Here is a 17,521-nt window from a genome sequence, read left to right as displayed (position 1 = left end):
TCCTCAGGAGCGGGTCGCGACGGGCACGCGCACGCGCTCCGCGATCTGGGTGAGCGCCGCCTCGACCGGCTGGGCACCCGCCCGATGCGCGCCGCGGGCGGGGAGCAGCCGATGGGCGAACACGGGGATCAGCAGGTCCGTGATGTCATCCGGGATGACGTAGTCGCGGCCGTCCAGCGCGGCCCAGACCTTCGCCGCGCGGACGAGCTGCAGCGTGGCCCGCGGGCTGGCGCCGAGGTGCAGGCTCGGGTCGGTGCGGGTGGCCTGGGCGAGGGCGACCGCGTACTCCTCGAGTGCGGGCGCCACGTGCACGGCCCGGGCCCAGGCGATGAGCTGCGAGATCGCGGTGGCGTCCGCGACCGGGGTCACGGTCGCCAGCGGGTTCACGACGTCACGCTGCCGCAGCATGAGGGCCTCGGCCGCGGGGTCGGGGTAGCCCATCGAGATGCGCATCATGAACCGGTCGCGCTGCGCCTCGGGGAGCGCGTAGGTGCCCTCCATCTCCAGCGGGTTCTGCGTGGCGACGACGAGGAACGGGTCGGGCAGCCGATGCGTGGAGCCGTCGACCGTGACCTGCCCCTCCTCCATGGCCTCCAGGAGTGCGGACTGGGTCTTGGGGGAGGAACGGTTGATCTCGTCGGCGATGACGATGTGGGCGAAGACGGCGCCGCGCTTGAACTCGAACTCGCGATCGACGGGGTTGTAGACCGAGACCCCCGTGACGTCGCCGGGCAGGAGGTCAGGGGTGAACTGGATGCGCCGGACGGTGGCGTCGACGGTCGCGGCGAGGGCGCGGGCCAGCATCGTCTTCCCGACGCCGGGCACGTCCTCGATGAGCAGATGGCCTTCGGCGAGCAGGCAGACGAGGGCGCTGCGCACGGCCTCGGGCTTCCCGTCGATCACCTGGCTGATCGAGCCGAGGATGGCCGCGGTCTGGGCGGCGAATCCGTCGGCGTCGATCGCGACCGGGCTCAGGGGGGCGTTCTCTGGCATGCGTTCCCTCTCGTCCGGCGCAACGATGCGCGTGCATCGATCGTACGCTCCGCACGGCCCGCGGGACCATGCCGGGCTGCGGTCGTCGGGTCCCGTCGGCGTCGGGTAGAGTGGACGACGGCTCTCCGCGTGGCGGCATCCAGGCCAATTCCCCCAGGGCGGAAACGCAGCAAGGGTAACCGGGCTCTGCTGGGTGCGCGGAGGGTCTTTTCTTTTGCCCGCGTCCAGCCGGCCGCAGGGTGCTCCTGCGAGAATCGAACGGTGACCGTTCCTCCGCCGGCCAGACCCGAGCATCCGCTGCGGCGATTCGCGTCGCCCGTGCTGCTGCTCGCGGCGATGTGGGCAGTGCAGTTCGCGGACGCCGTGCTGCCGGGCTCCTTCAGCGGCCTCGGCATCCGCTCGTGGGACCCTGCGGGACTCCTGGGGATCGTCTTCGCCCCACTGCTGCACGCGAGCTGGGCGCATCTGATCGCGAACTCCGTGCCGTTCCTCGTGCTCGGCTGCCTGGTCGCGGTCGAGGGCACGCGCCGGTTCTGGGCCGTCACCGTGATCGTCGCGGTCGTCGGCGGGCTCGGGACCTGGCTCGTGAACGCCCCCGGCACGCTGACCGTGGGTGCCTCCGGGCTCGTCTTCGGGTACTTCGGCTACGTGGTGATGCGGGTGTTCGCTCCCGGCCGCGTGTCGCACCGCATCCTCTACGCGGTGATCGCCGTCGTCGTGATCGGGCTGTACGGCGGCACCATGCTGGCCGGGGTGTTCGGCGTCGCGGACGGCGTGTCCTGGCAGGGCCATCTGTTCGGCGCCATCGGGGGCGGTGCGGCCGCGCTCGCCGGACGGCGTCCCGACCAGCGCCGCGCCGTCGGACGATGACGGCTCCGCGCACGAGGAGGACGACGGCGACGCGGACCACGTCGACCCGGCGGCCCGCCGCGTCGCGCGAGGCCGCCAACCGCCGACGCCGGGAGGCCCGCCGTCGAGCCGCCCGGCGCGCACAGCGGAAACGGATCCTGCGGCGCGTCGCCGTGTCCGCCGCCGTGGTGGCCGCGGGGGCGGTGCTGCTCGTGCTCATCCCGCTGGGGCTGGCGAGGGATCCGGCGCCGGTCTGCCTCGACCGTCCGTCGACCTTCCCCCAGGCGGGCGTCGCCGGATGGAGCGGCGAACAGCTCGAGAACGCCGCGACCATCATCCGCACCGCCGACGAGCTCGGGTTCGCGCGGGACGGTCAGATCCTCGGCGTCATGACCGCGATGGGCGAGAGCAGCCTGCGCAACATCGACTACGGGGACTGGGAGACGCGCGGCTGGACCAATCCGGATGGATCGCGCACGACGAGCATCGGTCTCTTCCAGCAGCAGGAGTGGTGGGGGAGCGCGGAGCAGCGGATGGATCCCGCCACCGCGGCCCGCCTGTTCTTCGAGCGCCTGGCGCGGGTCCCCGACTGGCGGTCGATGGCGCCCTCGCACGCCATCCACCGGGTGCAGGTGAACACGGACCGGGACTACTACACGCGGTACCAGGAGGATGCCACGGCCGTCGTCGACGTGCTGTCCGGCCCGTGCGAGTGACGCGCGCGTTTGTCACGGCAGCGGCGGGGTGCGGTGTCGGGGTGCCCGCCTAAGCTGGAGCCGTGTCGCGGAGCATCTACATCACCTCGGCCGAAGGCCACACCGGGAAGTCGACGATCGCCCTCGGGGTGCTCGATGCGCTGATGCGCGTGTCGCCGCGCGTGGGCGTGTTCCGCCCGATCGCCCGCGCGGTCGCCGAGCGCGACGAGATCCTCGAGCTGCTGCTCGCCCACGACGGCGTCCAGCTCGACTACGAGGACTGCATCGGCGTCACCTACGACGATGTGCGCGCCGACCCCGAGGGCGCGCTGTCGACCATCGTCGCCCGCTTCAAGGCCGTCGAGGCGCAGTGCGACGCCGTCGTCATCGTCGGCAGCGACTACACCGACGTCGCGAGCCCCGCCGAGCTCGGCTTCAACGCCCGGATCGCGGCGAACCTCGGAGCCCCCGTCCTGCTCGTGCTGAGCGGACGCGACCAGCAGCGGCAGGCCGAGCAGCTCGGCACGACCACGGCGCGGGAGGCCGCCGCCGTCGGCCAGATCGCCGCCCTGGCGCTGCCGGAACTCGCCGAGGAGCGCGCGGAGCTGTTCGCGGTGGCCGTGAACAGGGCCGATCCCGACGGGCTCGACGCCATCGTCGACGCGGTGCGGGCCGTCGTCCCCGCCGGCACCCCGGTCTGGGCGCTGCCCGAGGATCGAGCGCTCGTCGCGCCGTCCATCCGCGGCATCGTGTCGGCCGTCGACGGCACGCTGCTCAAGGGCGACGAGGATCGTCTGACCGCGGTCGCGCTGTCGATCGTCGTGGCCGGCATGTCGATGGTGAACGTCCTGCCGCGCCTCACCGACGAGGCCGTGGTCGTGATCCCCGCAGACCGCACCGAGGTGCTGCTCGCCGCCCTCCTCGCCGACTCCTCCGGCACGTTCCCGCGGATCGCCGGGATCATCCTCAACGGGCCGTTCCCGCTGCCGGACCCGATCCTCCAGCTGCTCGACGGCTTCGCCTCCTCGGTGCCGATCATCACCACCGACCTCGGCACCTACGACACGGCGGTGCGGGTGATGGGCACCCGCGGCCGCATCTCCGCCGACTCGCGTGGTCGCTACGACCGGGCGCTCGGACTCTTCCAGGCGCACGTCGACGTGGCCGAGCTCACCGAGCAGCTCGGGCTCGCGGAGGCGCACGTCGTCACGCCGCTCATGTTCCAGTACGGCCTGATGGAACGCGCGCGGTCCGACCGCCGCCACATCGTCCTCCCCGAGGGCGACGACGACCGCATCCTCCGGGCGGCGGCGGCGCTGCTGTCCCGCGAGGTGGCGGAGCTGACGATCCTCGGCGACGACGGGGCGATCCGCGCGCGGGCGGCGGAACTCGGCCTCGACATCGCCGGCGCGCACGTGGTGAGCCCCACCGACCCAGAGCTCGTGGAGCGCTTCGCCGCCGAGTACGCCCGGCTGCGCGCTCACAAGGGGATCACGCTCGCGCAGGCCGCGGACACCGTCACCGACGTCTCCTACTTCGGGACGATGATGGTGCACCTCGGGCTCGCCGACGGCATGGTCTCCGGCGCCGCGCACACCACGGCGCACACGATCCGTCCCTCCTTCGAGATCATCAAGACGAAGCCGGGGGTGAACGTCGTCTCCAGCGTGTTCCTCATGGCCCTCGCCGATCGTGTGCTCGTGTACGGCGACTGCGCGGTCATCCCCGATCCCACGGCCGAGCAGCTCGCCGACATCGCGATCTCGTCCGCCACCACCGCCCGGCAGTTCGGCATCGACCCCCGCGTGGCGATGCTGTCGTACTCCACCGGCGAGTCCGGGTCGGGGGCCGACGTCGACAAGGTCAGGGCGGCGACGGCGCTCGTGCGTGAGCGCGCTCCCGAACTCCTCGTGGAGGGTCCCATCCAGTACGACGCCGCCGCCGATGCGGCGGTCGCCAAGGCGAAGCTGCCGGACTCGGCCGTGGCGGGGCGGGCGACGGTGTTCGTCTTCCCCGACCTCAACACCGGCAACAACACCTACAAGGCGGTGCAGCGCTCCGCCGGCGCCGTGGCCATCGGTCCGGTGCTGCAGGGGCTCAACAAACCGATCAACGACCTGTCCCGCGGCGCGCTCGTCGACGACATCGTGAACACGGTGGCCATCACGGCGATCCAGGCCCAGGGCGACGAGCGAGCGGGGGAGGAGGCATGAGCGCGATCCTCGTCATCAACAGCGGGTCGTCCTCGTTGAAGTACAGCCTCATCGACACGGCGCACGAGGACGAGCTCGCCAGCGGGCTCATCGAGCGCATCGGGCAGGACTCCAGCCCCGTCGCCCACACCGTGCGCCCGGAGCCGGGTGACGGACCGTCGGCGACGATGCTCGACGCCACCTACCGCGACGAACAGTCCATCCCCGACCACGCCGCCGCCTTCGAGGTCATGCGCGCGCAGTTCGCCGCGCATGGCCCCTCCCTCGAGGCGCATCCCCCGGTCGCGGTCGGGCATCGGGTCGTGCACGGTGGTGCGCGCTTCTACGCGCCGACCCTGATCGACGCCGACGTCGAGCGGCAGATCGACGAGCTCGCCGTGCTCGCGCCGCTGCACAATCCGGCGAACCTCGCCGGCATCCGGGCGGCTCGCGCCGTGTTCGACAGCGTCCCGCACGTGGCGGTGTTCGACACCGCGTTCCACCAGACGCTGCCGCCGGCGGCCTACACCTACGCGATCGATGCGGCGCTCGCCGCCGAGCACCGGGTCCGTCGGTACGGATTCCACGGCACGAGCCACCAGTACGTCAGCGAGACCGCCGCGCGTTTCCTCGGGCGCGACCTCGGGACCCTCCGGCAGCTCGTGTTCCACCTCGGCAACGGCGCGTCGGTCACCGCGATCGACGGGGGTCGCTCGGTCGAGACCTCGATGGGCCTCACGCCGCTCGAGGGCCTCGTCATGGGCACGCGGTCGGGCGACATCGACCCGGCCGCTCTCGTGCACCTGTCCCGCCGCGCCGGCTACACCATCGACGACCTCGATGCGCTGCTGAACACCCGCAGCGGACTGGCGGGACTCGCCGGACGCAGCGACATGCGCGACATCCTCGCGGGCGTCGCCGCGGGGGAGGCGGCCGCGACGCTGGCCTTCGACGTGTACGTCCACCGTCTGAGGGCCTACGCCGGCGCGTACATCGCGCAGCTCGGCGGGGTCGACGTCGTGTCCTTCACCGCGGGCGTCGGGGAGAATGCGGCGCCCGTGCGGGCGGCGGCGATGGCGACGCTCGGCTTCGCGGGGATCGAGATCGACCCGGCCCGCAACGAGGCGAAGGAGCGCGGCGTCCGCGTCATCTCGACGGACGCCTCGGCCGTGATGGTCCTCGTCGTCCCCACCGACGAGGAGCTCCAGATCGCCAGGCAGACCGCCGAACTGCTCTGATCGCGGTCCGGGGTTACCCCGCGCGCGCCACCGCCATTACGCTTGCACAGTGGCACGGAGAGGTGCCGACCCGACCCTCGTCCTTCTCCTGGAGGCTCTGTGCCAGACGCGCTGCCCGACCTGTTCCACGCCGACGGTGTGCTGTTCGACCTCGACGGCGTCCTCACGCCGACCGCCGAGGTGCATATGCGCGCCTGGAAGGCGGTCTTCGATGACGTCTTCGCCCGCTGGGACATCACGCCGCCGTACACCGACGAGGACTACTTCGCCTACGTCGACGGCAAGAAGCGCTACGACGGCGTCGCGAGCCTGCTGCGCAGCCGCAACGTCGAGGTGCCCTGGGGCTCGGTGGACGACGACCCGTCCGCCGAGACCATCTGCGGGATCGGCAACCGCAAGAACGCCGCGTTCGCGGCGTCGCTCCGCAGCCAGGGCATCGCTCCGTTCCCCGGCTCCCTCGCCGTGGTCGAGGCGCTGCACGCCGCGGGGATCCCGCTCGGTGTCGTCTCCAGCTCCAAGAACGCCGAGGAGGTGCTGGCGGCCGCCGGCATCCGGTCCTTCTTCCGCGTCGTGATCGACGGCGTCGTCGCCGAGCGTGAGCACCTCGCCTCCAAGCCCGCGGCCGACATGTTCGCCGCCGGCGCCACGGCCCTCGGCGTCGCCCCGGCCCGCAGCATCGCCGTCGAGGACGCCACCTCCGGCGCCGCTTCGGCCGCCGCCGCCGGATACGCCGTCGTCATCGGCGTCGACCGCGGCGCCGGCGCCGACGCACTCCGCGCCGCCGGCGCGACCCACGTCGTCGACGACCTCGGCGTCCTGCTTCCCGCCGCCCGCACCGACACCCCGGAGACCGCATGATCGACCGCGACCGCTTCCCCGTCGACCCGTGGCGTCTCATCGAGACGCGCTACTCGGAGGAGGGCGTCGGCGAGACGCTGTTCTCGGTCGGCAACGGCTACCTCGGGCTCCGGGGCAACCACATCGAGGGGCGCGGCGCGCAGGAGCACGGCACCTTCATCAACGGCCTGCACGAGACATGGCCGATCCGGCACGCCGAGCAGGCCTACGGCTTCGCCGAGGTCGGCCAGACGATCGTCAACGCCCCCGACGCCAAGGTGATGCGGCTCTACGTCGACGACGAGCCGATCTCCCTCGACGACGCGGACGTGCGCGAGTACGCCCGCACGCTCGACATGCGCACGGGTGTGCTGGAACGGCGCGTCGTCTGGGAGACCCCGTCAGGCAAGCGGGTACGCATGCGGGATCAGCGTCTCGTGAGCTTCGAGGAGCGCCACCTCGCCGTGCTGCGGCTCGAGGTCGTGGTCGAGAACGCCAACGCCCCGGTCACGATCAGCTGCCAGCTGCTCAACCGTCAGGACGGGGCGGGCGTCTACGCCGGCTCCCCGATGACGACCAAGGGCGCCGCCTTCGACCCGCGCAAGGCCGAGCGCATCGCGGACCGCGTGCTGGAGCCGGCGGAGCACTGGCAGGACGGGCTGCGCTCCGCGCTGTCGTACCGGGTCGCCGCGTCCGGGATGACCGTCGCCGTCGTCGCCGATCACATCATCGAGACGGAGAACGACTACAACGTCCGGACGCTCATCGAGCCGGACATCGCCAAGAACGTCTTCCGCGTCCAGGCGAAGGCCGGCGTCCCCATCACGATCACCAAGCTCGTCAGCTACCACTCGTCCCGCGGCGTGCCCCCGCGGGAGCTCGTCGACCGCTGCCGTCGCTCTCTCGACCGGGCAGCGGACGAGGGCGTGGAGACGGTGTTCCGTCGTCAGCGCGAGTGGCTCGACGCGTTCTGGGAGCGCAGCGACGTGCAGATCGGCGGGCGCGACGACCTGCAGCAGGCCACCCGGTGGTGCCTGTTCCAGCTCGCTCAGGCCTCGGCCAGGGCGGACGGCGCCGGCGTCCCCGCGAAGGGACTCACCGGCTCCGGCTACAGCGGCCACTACTTCTGGGACACCGAGATCTACGTGCTCCCGTTCCTCACCTACACGACGCCGCGCTGGGCGTACAACGCTCTCCGGGCCCGGGTGAAGATGCTCCCCGCGGCGCGCCGCCGGGCCGCTCAGCTCAACGAGGCCGGCGCGCTCTTCCCGTGGCGCACGATCAACGGCGAGGAGGCCTCGGCGTACTACGCCGCCGGCACCGCGCAGTACCACATCAACGCCGACATCAGCTTCGCGCTCGGCAAGTACGTGCGGGCGACCGGGGACGAGGCCTTCCTGCGGCGCGAGGGCGCCGACGTCGCGATCGAGACCGCGCGGCTCTGGGCCACCCTCGGCTTCTGGCGGGGATCGCGGCTCGTGGAGCAGTCCGGCGCCGGCGACGGCCTCCAGACGTTCCACATCCACGGCGTCACCGGCCCGGACGAGTACACGACCGTCGTGAACGACAACCTGTACACGAACGTCATGGCGCGGTACAACCTCCGGTACGCGGCCAAGGTCGTGCGGGAGATCCGCGACAGCTACCCCGAGGACTACGCGGCCCTCGTCGAGCGCACGGGCCTCGGCTCCGGTGAGGCGGAGTCCTGGGAGCGGGCCGCCGAGGCGATGTACATCCCGTACAGCGAGAGCCTCGGCATCCACCCGCAGGATTCGCTGTTCCTGGAGCGGGAGGTCTGGGACCTCGCGAACACCCCGGCCGACCAGCGCCCGCTGCTGCTGCACTTCCACCCGCTCGTGATCTACCGCTTCCAGGTGCTCAAGCAGGCCGACGTCGTGCTGGCGCTGTTCCTCCAGGGCAACCACTTCTCGCCCGAGGAGAAGAAGGCCGACTTCGACTACTACGACCCGCTGACGACGGGCGACTCGACCCTCTCGGCGGTCGTGCAGTCGATCCTCGCGGCCGAGGTGGGCTATCAGGACCTCGCGCAGAAGTACTTCGAGCAGTCGCTGTTCGTCGATCTGCACGACCTGCACCACAACGCGGCGGACGGCGTGCACGTGGCCTCGGCCGGTGGCGTGTGGACGGCCCTCGTCTGCGGCTTCGGCGGCATGCGCGACTACGGCGGCGACCTCAGCTTCGACCCGCGGCTCCCCGAGTCCTGGCCGTCGTTGTCGTTCCCGCTGCAGTGGCAGGGGACGGCGATGCAGGTGACCGTCACGCGGCACGAGCTGCGCGTCGAGGTGCGCAGCGGACCTCCGGTGCCGTTCAGCGTGCGGGACAACGCGTACATCGCGACGCTGGAGGACGAGGTCATCGTCCCGCTCGCGAACCAGGGACCCGTGATCCCCGGACGCCCGACCCTGCAGGAGTTCGCCGACGCCCGCCGCGACGACGGCACGCGTCTTTCGGCCTCGGTCCCCGTGATCACGAGCGCGATCCCCGTCATCGAGAACCTCGACTGACCGCTGACCCACCCCTCTGCGTGCGTCCCCCCCCGTTGCGGACGCACGCAGAGGGGTGGCTCGCGTGAAAGGGGCCGGGTCGACCGGGAGGGGAGCAACGTCGGTGGCACGCCGTAGGCTGGAGGGGTGACCACAGCCCTCTACCGCCGCTACCGACCCGAGACGTTCGGCGAGATGATCGGGCAGTCGCAGGTGACCGATCCGCTCATGACCGCGCTGCGTGGCGACCGCGTCGGCCACGCCTACCTGTTCTCCGGCCCGCGCGGCTGCGGCAAGACCACCTCGGCGCGCATCCTCGCCCGGTGCCTGAACTGCGCGGAGGGACCGACCGACACCCCCTGCGGGACCTGCCCGAGCTGTGTCGAGCTGTCCAGGGCGGGCGGTGGATCGCTCGACGTCGTCGAGATCGACGCGGCGAGTCACAACGGCGTCGACGACGCGCGCGACCTGCGCGAGCGGGCGACCTTCGCCCCGAGCCGCGACCGCTTCAAGATCTTCATCCTCGATGAGGCGCACATGGTCACCCCGCAGGGCTTCAACGCGCTGCTGAAGCTGGTCGAGGAGCCCCCGCCGCACGTCAAGTTCATCTTCGCGACGACGGAGCCCGAGAAGGTGCTCGGCACGATCCGCTCGCGCACCCATCACTACCCGTTCCGGCTGGTCCCGCCCGCCGCGATGCTCGACTACGTCGAGAAGCTCTGCGCGGAGGAGGGGGTCATCGTCGAGCAGGGCGTCCTCCCGCTCGTCGTCCGCGCCGGGGGTGGCTCGCCCCGCGACACCCTGTCGCTGCTGGATCAGCTCATCGCGGGGTCGGACGCCCCTGCCGGCTCGGAGACTGTCACCGTCGGCTACGCGCGCGCGGTCGCGCTGCTCGGGTACACCCACGGGGCCCTCCTCGACGAGATCGTCGATGCGCTGGCGACGGGCGACGCCGCGACCGCCTTCCCGGCCATCGACCGCGTCGTGCAGACCGGACAAGACCCGCGTCGCTTCGTCGACGACCTCCTGGAGCGCCTGCGCGACCTCATCGTGATCGCCGCCGTGGGCTCCGGTGCCTCCGCCGTGCTCCGCGGGATCGCGGAAGACGAGCTCGACCGTATGCGCCGCCAGGCAGAGTCGTTCGGCGCCGCGCGGCTCTCCCGTACGGCCGACGTGGTCAGCGCGGCTCTCGACGACATGTCCGGAGCCACGTCGCCCCGCCTCCACCTCGAGCTCATGGTGGCCCGTGTCCTCGCCGCATCCGGGGGGTCGACCTCGTCCGGGGCGGCCGCGTCGGGCGCGCTGCAGCCGCCGGCCACCACGCATCCGCCGGTGATCCCGCCCGCGGCCGCGGCGCCGTCTCCCACGGCTGCGCCCGGCACGGAGACCGCGCCGGCAGTGCCCTCGACGCCCGCGGCACCGGCTCCCTCCGCGCCGGCCGTCTCCGCCCCGGTGGCCGCCGCTGAACCCGAGCGCTCCCCGGAGCCCGAGCCGGCGCCGGAACCTGCCCGTCCCGCGGAGCCCGACCCCACGCCGGCTCCGGCCCCGGCGTCGTCCGCGCCGTCCGCCCCCGTCACGTTCGACCGCGTCCGCGATGCCTGGCCGGCCGTGCTGAAGCGTCTCGAAGGCATCAGCCGCACGTCCTGGCTGCTCGCCACCGCTGTGCAGCCGCTGGCCTACGACGGCGACTCCGAGGTCCTGACCCTCGGATTCACGAGTCAGCACGACGTCGCGAAGTTCAAGGGGACCACGCCCGGCTCCGGGCCGTCCGACCACCTCCGCACGGCCATCGAGCAGGAGGTCGGGGTGCGGGTCAAGTACCTGCCGGCCCCGATGCCGCCCGGCGGTGCGCCGCGGCAGCCCGCCTCCTCGGGATCCGCCGCCCCGGCCGACACCGCTCCCGCATCGGAGCCTGCGTCAGCGCGTCCCTCCCGCCCGCAGACCCGCGCCGCCGCGGCCCCCGTGACGGAGTGGGCGGTCGCACCCATCCCGACGACAGCGGCCGCCGCGCCCGCAGCGCCCCTCGCCGTCGACGAGGAGCCGGAGGATGTCGAGGCCGCCCCCGCCGCCCCGACCCCGCCGGCCGACGGCAGGATCGATCGCGATGAGCCGCCGCTGCCCGGCGACGACGACGCTCCCGCGTTCGACGAGGAGCCGCCGTACGATCCGGCCTACGAGCCCCCGGCTCCGTACGACCGCCCTCCCTCCCCACGCGCGACTCCGGCGGCGGCCCCGAAGGCGGCCGCCCGCGCGGCCCCCGCGGCCGCTCCACCGGTCGTCGTCGAGCGCACCCCTGCCGCCGGCGGCGTGCAGCGCTACGGAGAGGCCGTGATCCGCCAGGTGCTCGGCGCGACGTTCCTTCGCGAAGAGCCCTACGAGCCCCCCACGAGGTTCTCCTGATGTACGACGGCATCGTCCAAGAGCTGATCGACGAGTTCGGCCGCCTTCCCGGCATCGGCCCGAAGTCGGCGCAGCGCATCGCGTTCCACATCCTGCAGACGCCGACGTTCGACGTCGCCCGTCTCGCCGAGCTGCTGACCGAGATCCGCATCCGGGTCCGCTTCTGCGAGATCTGCGGCAACGTCGCGGAGCAGGAACGCTGCGCGATCTGTCGCGACCCTCGCCGCAACCAGGCGCTGATCTGCGTGGTCGAGGACGCGAAGGACGTCGCGGCGATCGAGCGCACGCGGGAGTTCCGCGGCCTGTACCACGTGCTCGGCGGCGCGATCAGCCCCATCGCGGGCATCGGGCCGGACGACCTCCGGATCGCCCAGCTCATGACGAGGCTCGCCGACGGCACCGTGCAGGAGGTCATCATCGCCACGAACCCCAATCTGGAGGGGGAGGCGACGGCGAGCTACCTGAGCCGGCTCCTGACGACGATGCAGATCACGGTCTCGCGGCTCGCCTCGGGCCTCCCGGTCGGCGGCGACCTCGAGTACGCGGACGAGGTGACGCTCGGCCGGGCCTTCGAGGGCCGGCGCGTGCTGTGACCCCGCAGTCCGGCTTCTCCCGCCGGGGCTGGCTGCTCTTCGGGGCCATGGCCCTGCTCTGGGGCGTTCCCTACCTCTTCATCAGCGTGGCGGTGGATTCGATCTCCCCGCCCGCGATCGTGGCGGGACGGACGCTGATCGCGGCTCTCCTCCTGCTGCCGTTCGCCCTGCGCAGCGGCGCCCTTCGCGCGGCGCTCCGGCACTGGCCGTGGGTGCTGGCCTTCGGGGCGGTGGAGATGGCCGGACCGTTCCTCCTTCTCGGGCATGCCGAGATGACGCTGCCCTCCGGAATGACCGGACTCCTCGTCGCCACGGTGCCGCTGTTCGCCGCTCTCATCGCGCTGGGCGGCGGCGACCGTGGCGTGCTGCGTCCCGCCCGCGGCCTCGGCCTGCTCGTCGGCTTCGTCGGCGTCGCCATCGTCGTGGCGGGGCCCGGGCTCTTCGGGGGAGAGGTGAGCCTGCTCGCGGCCGGGGAGGTGCTGCTCGTCGCGGTGCTGTACGCGATCGCACCGTTCATCGTGGCGCGCAAGTTGAACGACGTGCCCTCGCTCGGCACGATCACGCTGTCCCTGCTCATGGTCGGCATCTTCTATCTCCCGATCGGTCTGCTCACGCAGCACGAGGTGCCCACGCTCCCGTCGATCGGTGCGCTGCTCGCCCTCGCCGTCATCTGCACGGCGCTGGCGTTCCTGGCCTTCTTCGCGCTGATCCGCGAGGTCGGACCGGTCAGGGCGCCGTTGTTCACCTACGTGAACCCGGTCGTGGCGATCGTGCTCGGCGCCATCGTGCTCGCCGAGCCCCTCACCCCGGGGCTCCTCCTCGGATTCCCGCTGATCATCGTCGGGTGCTGGTTCGCCGCCACCGGAGGGCGCCTGCGCCCGGTGACGCCCGTCCCGCCCGCCCCCGCCTGAGCCGTCACATGCGCGGGGCGGCATGCGCGCCGATCGTAGAATGACCGTGGGCGGATCCGCCCGACATCCCAGGGAGTGAACGTGGCCCTCATCGTGCAGAAGTACGGCGGCTCGTCCGTCGCCGACGCAGAGAGCATCAAGCGCGTCGCCAAGCGCATCGTCGACACGCGTCGCGCCGGTCACGACGTCGTCGTCGCCGTGAGCGCCATGGGCGACACGACCGATGAGCTGCTCGACCTCGCGAACGAGGTCGCGCCGATCCCGGCGCCGCGCGAGCTCGACATGCTCCTCTCCAGCGGCGAGCGGATCTCGATGGCGCTGCTGGCGATGGCGATCCACTCCATGGGCTTCGAAGCGCGGTCGTTCACCGGCAGCCAGGCCGGCATGATCACCGACTCGCAGCACGGCGCGGCGCGCATCGTCGACGTCACGCCCGTGCGACTCCGCGAGGCGCTCGACGAGGGCGCCATCGTCATCGTCGCCGGCTTCCAGGGGTTCAACCGCGACACCCGCGACATCACCACGCTCGGCCGCGGCGGGTCGGACACGACGGCCGTCGCACTGGCGGCGGCACTGTCGGCCGACGTCTGCGAGATCTACAGCGACGTGGACGGCATCTTCACCGCCGACCCGCGCGTGATTCCGAAGGCGCAGAAGCTCGACCACGTCTCCAGCGAGGAGATGCTGGAGCTCGCCGCCAACGGCGCCAAGGTCCTCTACATCCGTGCCGTGGAGTACGCCCGCCGGCACGGTGTCCTCATCCACGCCCGGTCGACGTTCTCGTCGGCCGAGGGCACATACGTTCTGGGCGAGGGCATGAAGAACCCTCGCGAAGCCGAGGGAGCAGTCATGGAAGAACCGATCGTCGCCGGCGTCGCCACCGACTTCAGCCAGGCCAAGATCACCGTCGCCGGGGTGCCCGACGTCCCGGGCAAGGCCGCCGAGATCTTCAAGATCGTCGCGAAGTCCGGCGCCAACGTCGACATGATCGTGCAGAACGTCTCCGCCACCGGGCGCACGGACATCTCGTTCACGGTCCCCAAGGCCGACGCCGCTGCCGCGCTCAAGGCCCTCGCCGGCGAGCAGACCGAGGTCGGCTTCCAGAACCTCATCCACGACGACCAGATCGGCAAGCTCTCCGTGGTCGGCGCGGGGATGCGCACGCACTCCGGTGTCTCGGCGACCCTGTTCGAGGCCCTGTCCGCCGGCGGCATCAACATCGAGATGATCTCCACGTCGGAGATCCGCATCTCGGTCGTGCTCCGCGACACCGACCTCACCGAGGCTGCCCGCACCGTGCACACCGCCTACGGTCTCGACGGCGACGCGGAGGCCACGGTCCACGCCGGCACCGGCCGCTGACTCCACGCCAGCGCGCCACGCCAGCTCAGGCGTTCGCGCTAACTCAGGCGGCCCTGTCCGCGCGTGCCTGTTGTCCCGCGTTCGCCTGTTCTCGCGGGACTGCCTGTTCTCCCGGGCCCGCGTCAGCTCAGGCGTTCGCGCTAACTCAGGCGGCCCTGTCCACGCGTGCCTGTTGTCCCGCGTTCGCCTGATGTACCGGGGGCGCGTGCCTTCGTGAAACGGACGGGCTTCGGGGTGGTCGTGGCGCGATAGACTCGCGGAAACCCTGACACCGGCGCCAGGCGCAGCATCAGCATCCCGACGCCGCGCCCGAAGCCTCGTACGCCGTACCGCACGAAGCCAAGGAACATCATGACCCGCATCTCCGAATCAGGACTCTCCGTCGCCATCGTCGGCGCCACCGGCCAGGTGGGCACCGTGATGCGCGAGATTCTCGCGGAGCGTTCGTTCCCGATCCGCGAGCTGCGGCTGTTCTCGTCGGCGCGTTCCGCGGGCACGGCGATCGAGTTCGGCGGACAGACGGTCATCGTCGAGGACGTCGAGGCCGCCGACCCGTCCGGGATCGACATCGCGCTGTTCTCCGCCGGTGCCACCGCCAGCCGCGCCTACGCCCCCCGCTTCGCCGAGGCCGGCGCCGTGGTCGTCGACAACTCCAGCGCCTGGCGCATGGACCCCGAGGTCCCCCTCGTCGTCAGCGAGGTCAACCCGCACGCGATCGACGACCGGCCCAAGGGCATCATCGCGAACCCGAACTGCACCACGATGGCGGCGATGCCGGTGCTGAAGGTCCTCGACGCCGAGGCCGGCCTGGAGCGCCTGATCGTGTCGACCTACCAGGCGGTGTCCGGCTCCGGACTCGCCGGCGCCCAGGAGCTGCTCGGCCAGGTCGAGGGCGTGCTCGCGCAGGGCGACACCCTCCGCCTCGTGCACGACGGCTCCGCGGTCGACTTCCCCGAGCCCGAGAAGTACGTCGCGCCGATCGCCTTCGACGTCATCCCGTTCGCGGGGAACCTCGTGGACGACGGGGACAACGAGACCGACGAGGAGAAGAAGCTCCGCAACGAGAGCCGGAAGATCCTCGAGCTGCCCGACCTCCGCGTCGCCGGTACCTGCGTCCGCGTGCCGGTGTTCACGGGCCACTCGCTGTCGATCCACGCCGAGTTCTCCCGCGACCTGACGCCCGAGCGCGCCACGGAGGTGCTGAGCGCGGCGCCCGGCGTCGTGCTCGACGAGGTGCCGACCCCGCTGCAGGCCGCGGGCAAGGACCCGAGCTTCGTGGGCCGCATCCGTGCCGACCAGTCGGCTCCGGAGGGCAAGGGGCTCGTGCTCTTCATCAGCAACGACAACCTCCGCAAGGGGGCGGCGTTGAACGCGGTGCAGATCGCCGAAGTGCTCGCCGAGCGCCTCGCCCCGGTGTTCTGACCGCCCGGTGGTCGGCGGGGTCCTGCCCGCGAACTAGACTGTTCGGGTGACTGAAAACGTCGATGTCGTCCTGATCGGCGGTGGCATCATGAGCGCCACCCTGGGTACCCTGCTGCACGAGCTGCAGCCGGACTGGAAGATCGTCGCCTTCGAGCGGCTGTCGGACGTGGCGCAGGAGAGCTCGAACCCCTGGAACAACGCCGGGACCGGGCATGCCGCCCTGTGCGAGCTGAACTACATGCCGCAGCAGGGCGACGCTCCACTCGACCCCGCCAAGGCGATCTCGATCAACGAGCAGTTCCAGCAGAGCCGCCAGTTCTGGTCCTCTCTCGTCGAGAAGGGCGTGCTGGACGAGCCGTCGACCTTCATCAACGCGACGCCGCACATGACGTTCGTGCGGGGTGAGAAGGACGTGGCCTACCTCAAGAAGCGCTATGAGGTGCTCAAGGAGCAGCCGCTGTTCGCCGGCATCGAGTACAGCGAAGACTCCCGCGTCATCAACCAGTGGGCGCCGCTGCTCATGCAGAAGCGGCGGAAGGGCGAGCCGTTCGCGGCCACCCGGGTGCCCGCCGGCACCGACGTCGACTTCGGCGCGCTCACGCATCAGCTCTTCGATCACCTGCGTGACTCGGGCGTCGCCGTGCGCACGAACCACGAGGTCAAGTCGCTCAAGCGCCAGAAGGACGGCACCTGGCTCATCAAGTACCGCACGACGGTCGGCCGCACCCCGAACGAGATCAAGGCGAAGTTCGTGTTCGTCGGGGCCGGTGGCTGGGCGCTGAAGCTCCTGCAGAATTCCGGTATCCCTGAGATCAAGGGCTACGGCGTCTTCCCGATCGGCGGCCAGTTCCTCAAGACGACGAACCCGAAGATCGTCGCGCAGCACAAGGCGAAGGTCTATTCGCAGGCCTCGGTCGGCGCGCCGCCGATGTCGGTCCCGCACCTCGACACGCGTGTCGTCGACGGCGAGGCATCGCTGATGTTCGGGCCGTTCGCGACGTTCAGCCCGAAGTTCCTCAAGAACGGCTCGATGCTCGACATCGTCACGCAGGTCCGGCCGCACAACCTTTGGCCGATGCTGCGGGTCGCCTTCGCCAACCCCGACCTCATCACCTACCTCATCAGCGAGCTGATGAAGAACCACCGCAAGAAGGTCGACAGCCTCCGCACGTTCATGCCGACGGCCAAGGACAAGGACTGGACGCTCATCGACGCCGGTCAGCGCGCCCAGGTCATGAAGAAGGACCCGAAGAAGGGCGGCGTGCTGCAGTTCGGCACCGAGGTGGTCGCCTCGGGCGACGGCTCGATCGCCGGTCTCCTCGGTGCATCCCCCGGGGCTTCGACCGCCGTGCCGATCATGCTCGACCTGCTGAAGAAGTGCTTCCCCGGCGAGTACCCGGGGTGGGAGTCGCAGCTGCGTGAGCTCATCCCCACCTTCGGCCGGAAGCTCAACGGCGACGCGGAGCTCGCGGAGGAGTCGACCGCCGCGACTGCCGCCGTCCTCGGCATCAACGTCTGACCTGGG

General features: G+C 71.4%; 13 protein-coding genes and 1 other RNA gene. 13 read left to right on the top strand and 1 reads right to left on the bottom strand.

The window, feature by feature from the left end:
* Positions 1–3: 3 nt before the first annotated feature.
* Complete coding sequence (locus tag AB0300_RS01700) at positions 4–993, bottom strand: MoxR family ATPase (protein WP_085606278.1); 990 nt, start codon at positions 991–993, stop codon at positions 4–6.
* A gap of 116 nt (positions 994–1,109) precedes the next feature.
* Between AB0300_RS01700 and ffs the strand changes: the two genes are divergently transcribed.
* The 13 genes from ffs (at position 1,110) to AB0300_RS01635 (ending at position 17,515) form a co-directional block, all read left to right on the top strand.
* Positions 1,110–1,206, top strand: an RNA gene (gene ffs / locus AB0300_RS01695) — signal recognition particle sRNA small type.
* Between the two features lie 48 nt (positions 1,207–1,254).
* Complete coding sequence (locus tag AB0300_RS01690; RefSeq protein WP_366215351.1) at positions 1,255–1,863, top strand: rhomboid family intramembrane serine protease; 609 nt, start codon at positions 1,255–1,257, stop codon at positions 1,861–1,863.
* Positions 1,860–2,558: a hypothetical protein gene (locus tag AB0300_RS01685; protein ID WP_253247423.1), complete on the top strand. Its 699-nt coding sequence runs from the start codon at positions 1,860–1,862 to the stop codon at positions 2,556–2,558. The genes AB0300_RS01690 and AB0300_RS01685 overlap by 4 nt, the downstream gene beginning before the upstream one ends.
* 62 nt (positions 2,559–2,620) lie before the next feature.
* On the top strand, positions 2,621–4,750 hold the full coding sequence (pta, locus tag AB0300_RS01680; protein ID WP_126894638.1) for a phosphate acetyltransferase: 2,130 nt from the start codon (positions 2,621–2,623) through the stop codon (positions 4,748–4,750).
* Positions 4,747–5,967 carry an acetate kinase gene (locus AB0300_RS01675; RefSeq protein WP_249520888.1) on the top strand — a complete coding sequence of 407 codons (1,221 nt, stop codon included), beginning with the start codon at positions 4,747–4,749 and terminating at the stop codon, positions 5,965–5,967. The genes pta and AB0300_RS01675 overlap by 4 nt, the downstream gene beginning before the upstream one ends.
* Positions 5,968–6,066: 99 nt before the next feature.
* Positions 6,067–6,825: a beta-phosphoglucomutase family hydrolase gene (locus AB0300_RS01670; RefSeq protein WP_126894640.1), complete on the top strand. Its 759-nt coding sequence runs from the start codon at positions 6,067–6,069 to the stop codon at positions 6,823–6,825.
* Positions 6,822–9,329: a glycosyl hydrolase family 65 protein gene (locus AB0300_RS01665; protein WP_025104253.1), complete on the top strand. Its 2,508-nt coding sequence runs from the start codon at positions 6,822–6,824 to the stop codon at positions 9,327–9,329. Before AB0300_RS01670 ends, AB0300_RS01665 begins: the two co-directional genes overlap by 4 nt.
* 126 nt (positions 9,330–9,455) lie before the next feature.
* Positions 9,456–11,708, top strand: a complete 2,253-nt coding sequence (locus AB0300_RS01660; RefSeq protein ID WP_366215350.1) for a DNA polymerase III subunit gamma and tau — start codon at positions 9,456–9,458, stop codon at positions 11,706–11,708.
* Positions 11,708–12,301, top strand: coding sequence for a recombination mediator RecR (gene recR, locus AB0300_RS01655; RefSeq protein ID WP_025104255.1), 594 nt, complete (start codon positions 11,708–11,710; stop codon positions 12,299–12,301). Before AB0300_RS01660 ends, recR begins: the two co-directional genes overlap by 1 nt.
* The gene (locus AB0300_RS01650) at positions 12,298–13,212 is read left to right on the top strand and encodes a DMT family transporter (protein ID WP_126894482.1); all 915 of its coding nucleotides are present in this window, start codon (positions 12,298–12,300) and stop codon (positions 13,210–13,212) included. The genes recR and AB0300_RS01650 overlap by 4 nt, the downstream gene beginning before the upstream one ends.
* Before the next feature lie 81 nt (positions 13,213–13,293).
* Positions 13,294–14,574: an aspartate kinase gene (locus tag AB0300_RS01645; RefSeq protein ID WP_025104257.1), complete on the top strand. Its 1,281-nt coding sequence runs from the start codon at positions 13,294–13,296 to the stop codon at positions 14,572–14,574.
* A gap of 351 nt (positions 14,575–14,925) precedes the next feature.
* Entirely contained in the window at positions 14,926–15,996 is a 1,071-nt protein-coding gene (locus tag AB0300_RS01640) for an aspartate-semialdehyde dehydrogenase (RefSeq protein ID WP_366215349.1), read from the top strand.
* A 46-nt stretch (positions 15,997–16,042) separates the two neighbouring features.
* Positions 16,043–17,515, top strand: coding sequence for a malate:quinone oxidoreductase (locus AB0300_RS01635; RefSeq protein WP_366215348.1), 1,473 nt, complete (start codon positions 16,043–16,045; stop codon positions 17,513–17,515).
* Positions 17,516–17,521: the final 6 nt, after the last annotated feature.

The sequence above is a fragment of the Microbacterium sp. NPDC078814 genome, from assembly GCF_040702645.1.
In the GTDB taxonomy this organism is placed as follows: domain Bacteria; phylum Actinomycetota; class Actinomycetes; order Actinomycetales; family Microbacteriaceae; genus Microbacterium.
Note: the sequence above shows the minus strand (reverse complement) of the source record. Positions and strands in the feature narration are given on the sequence as shown.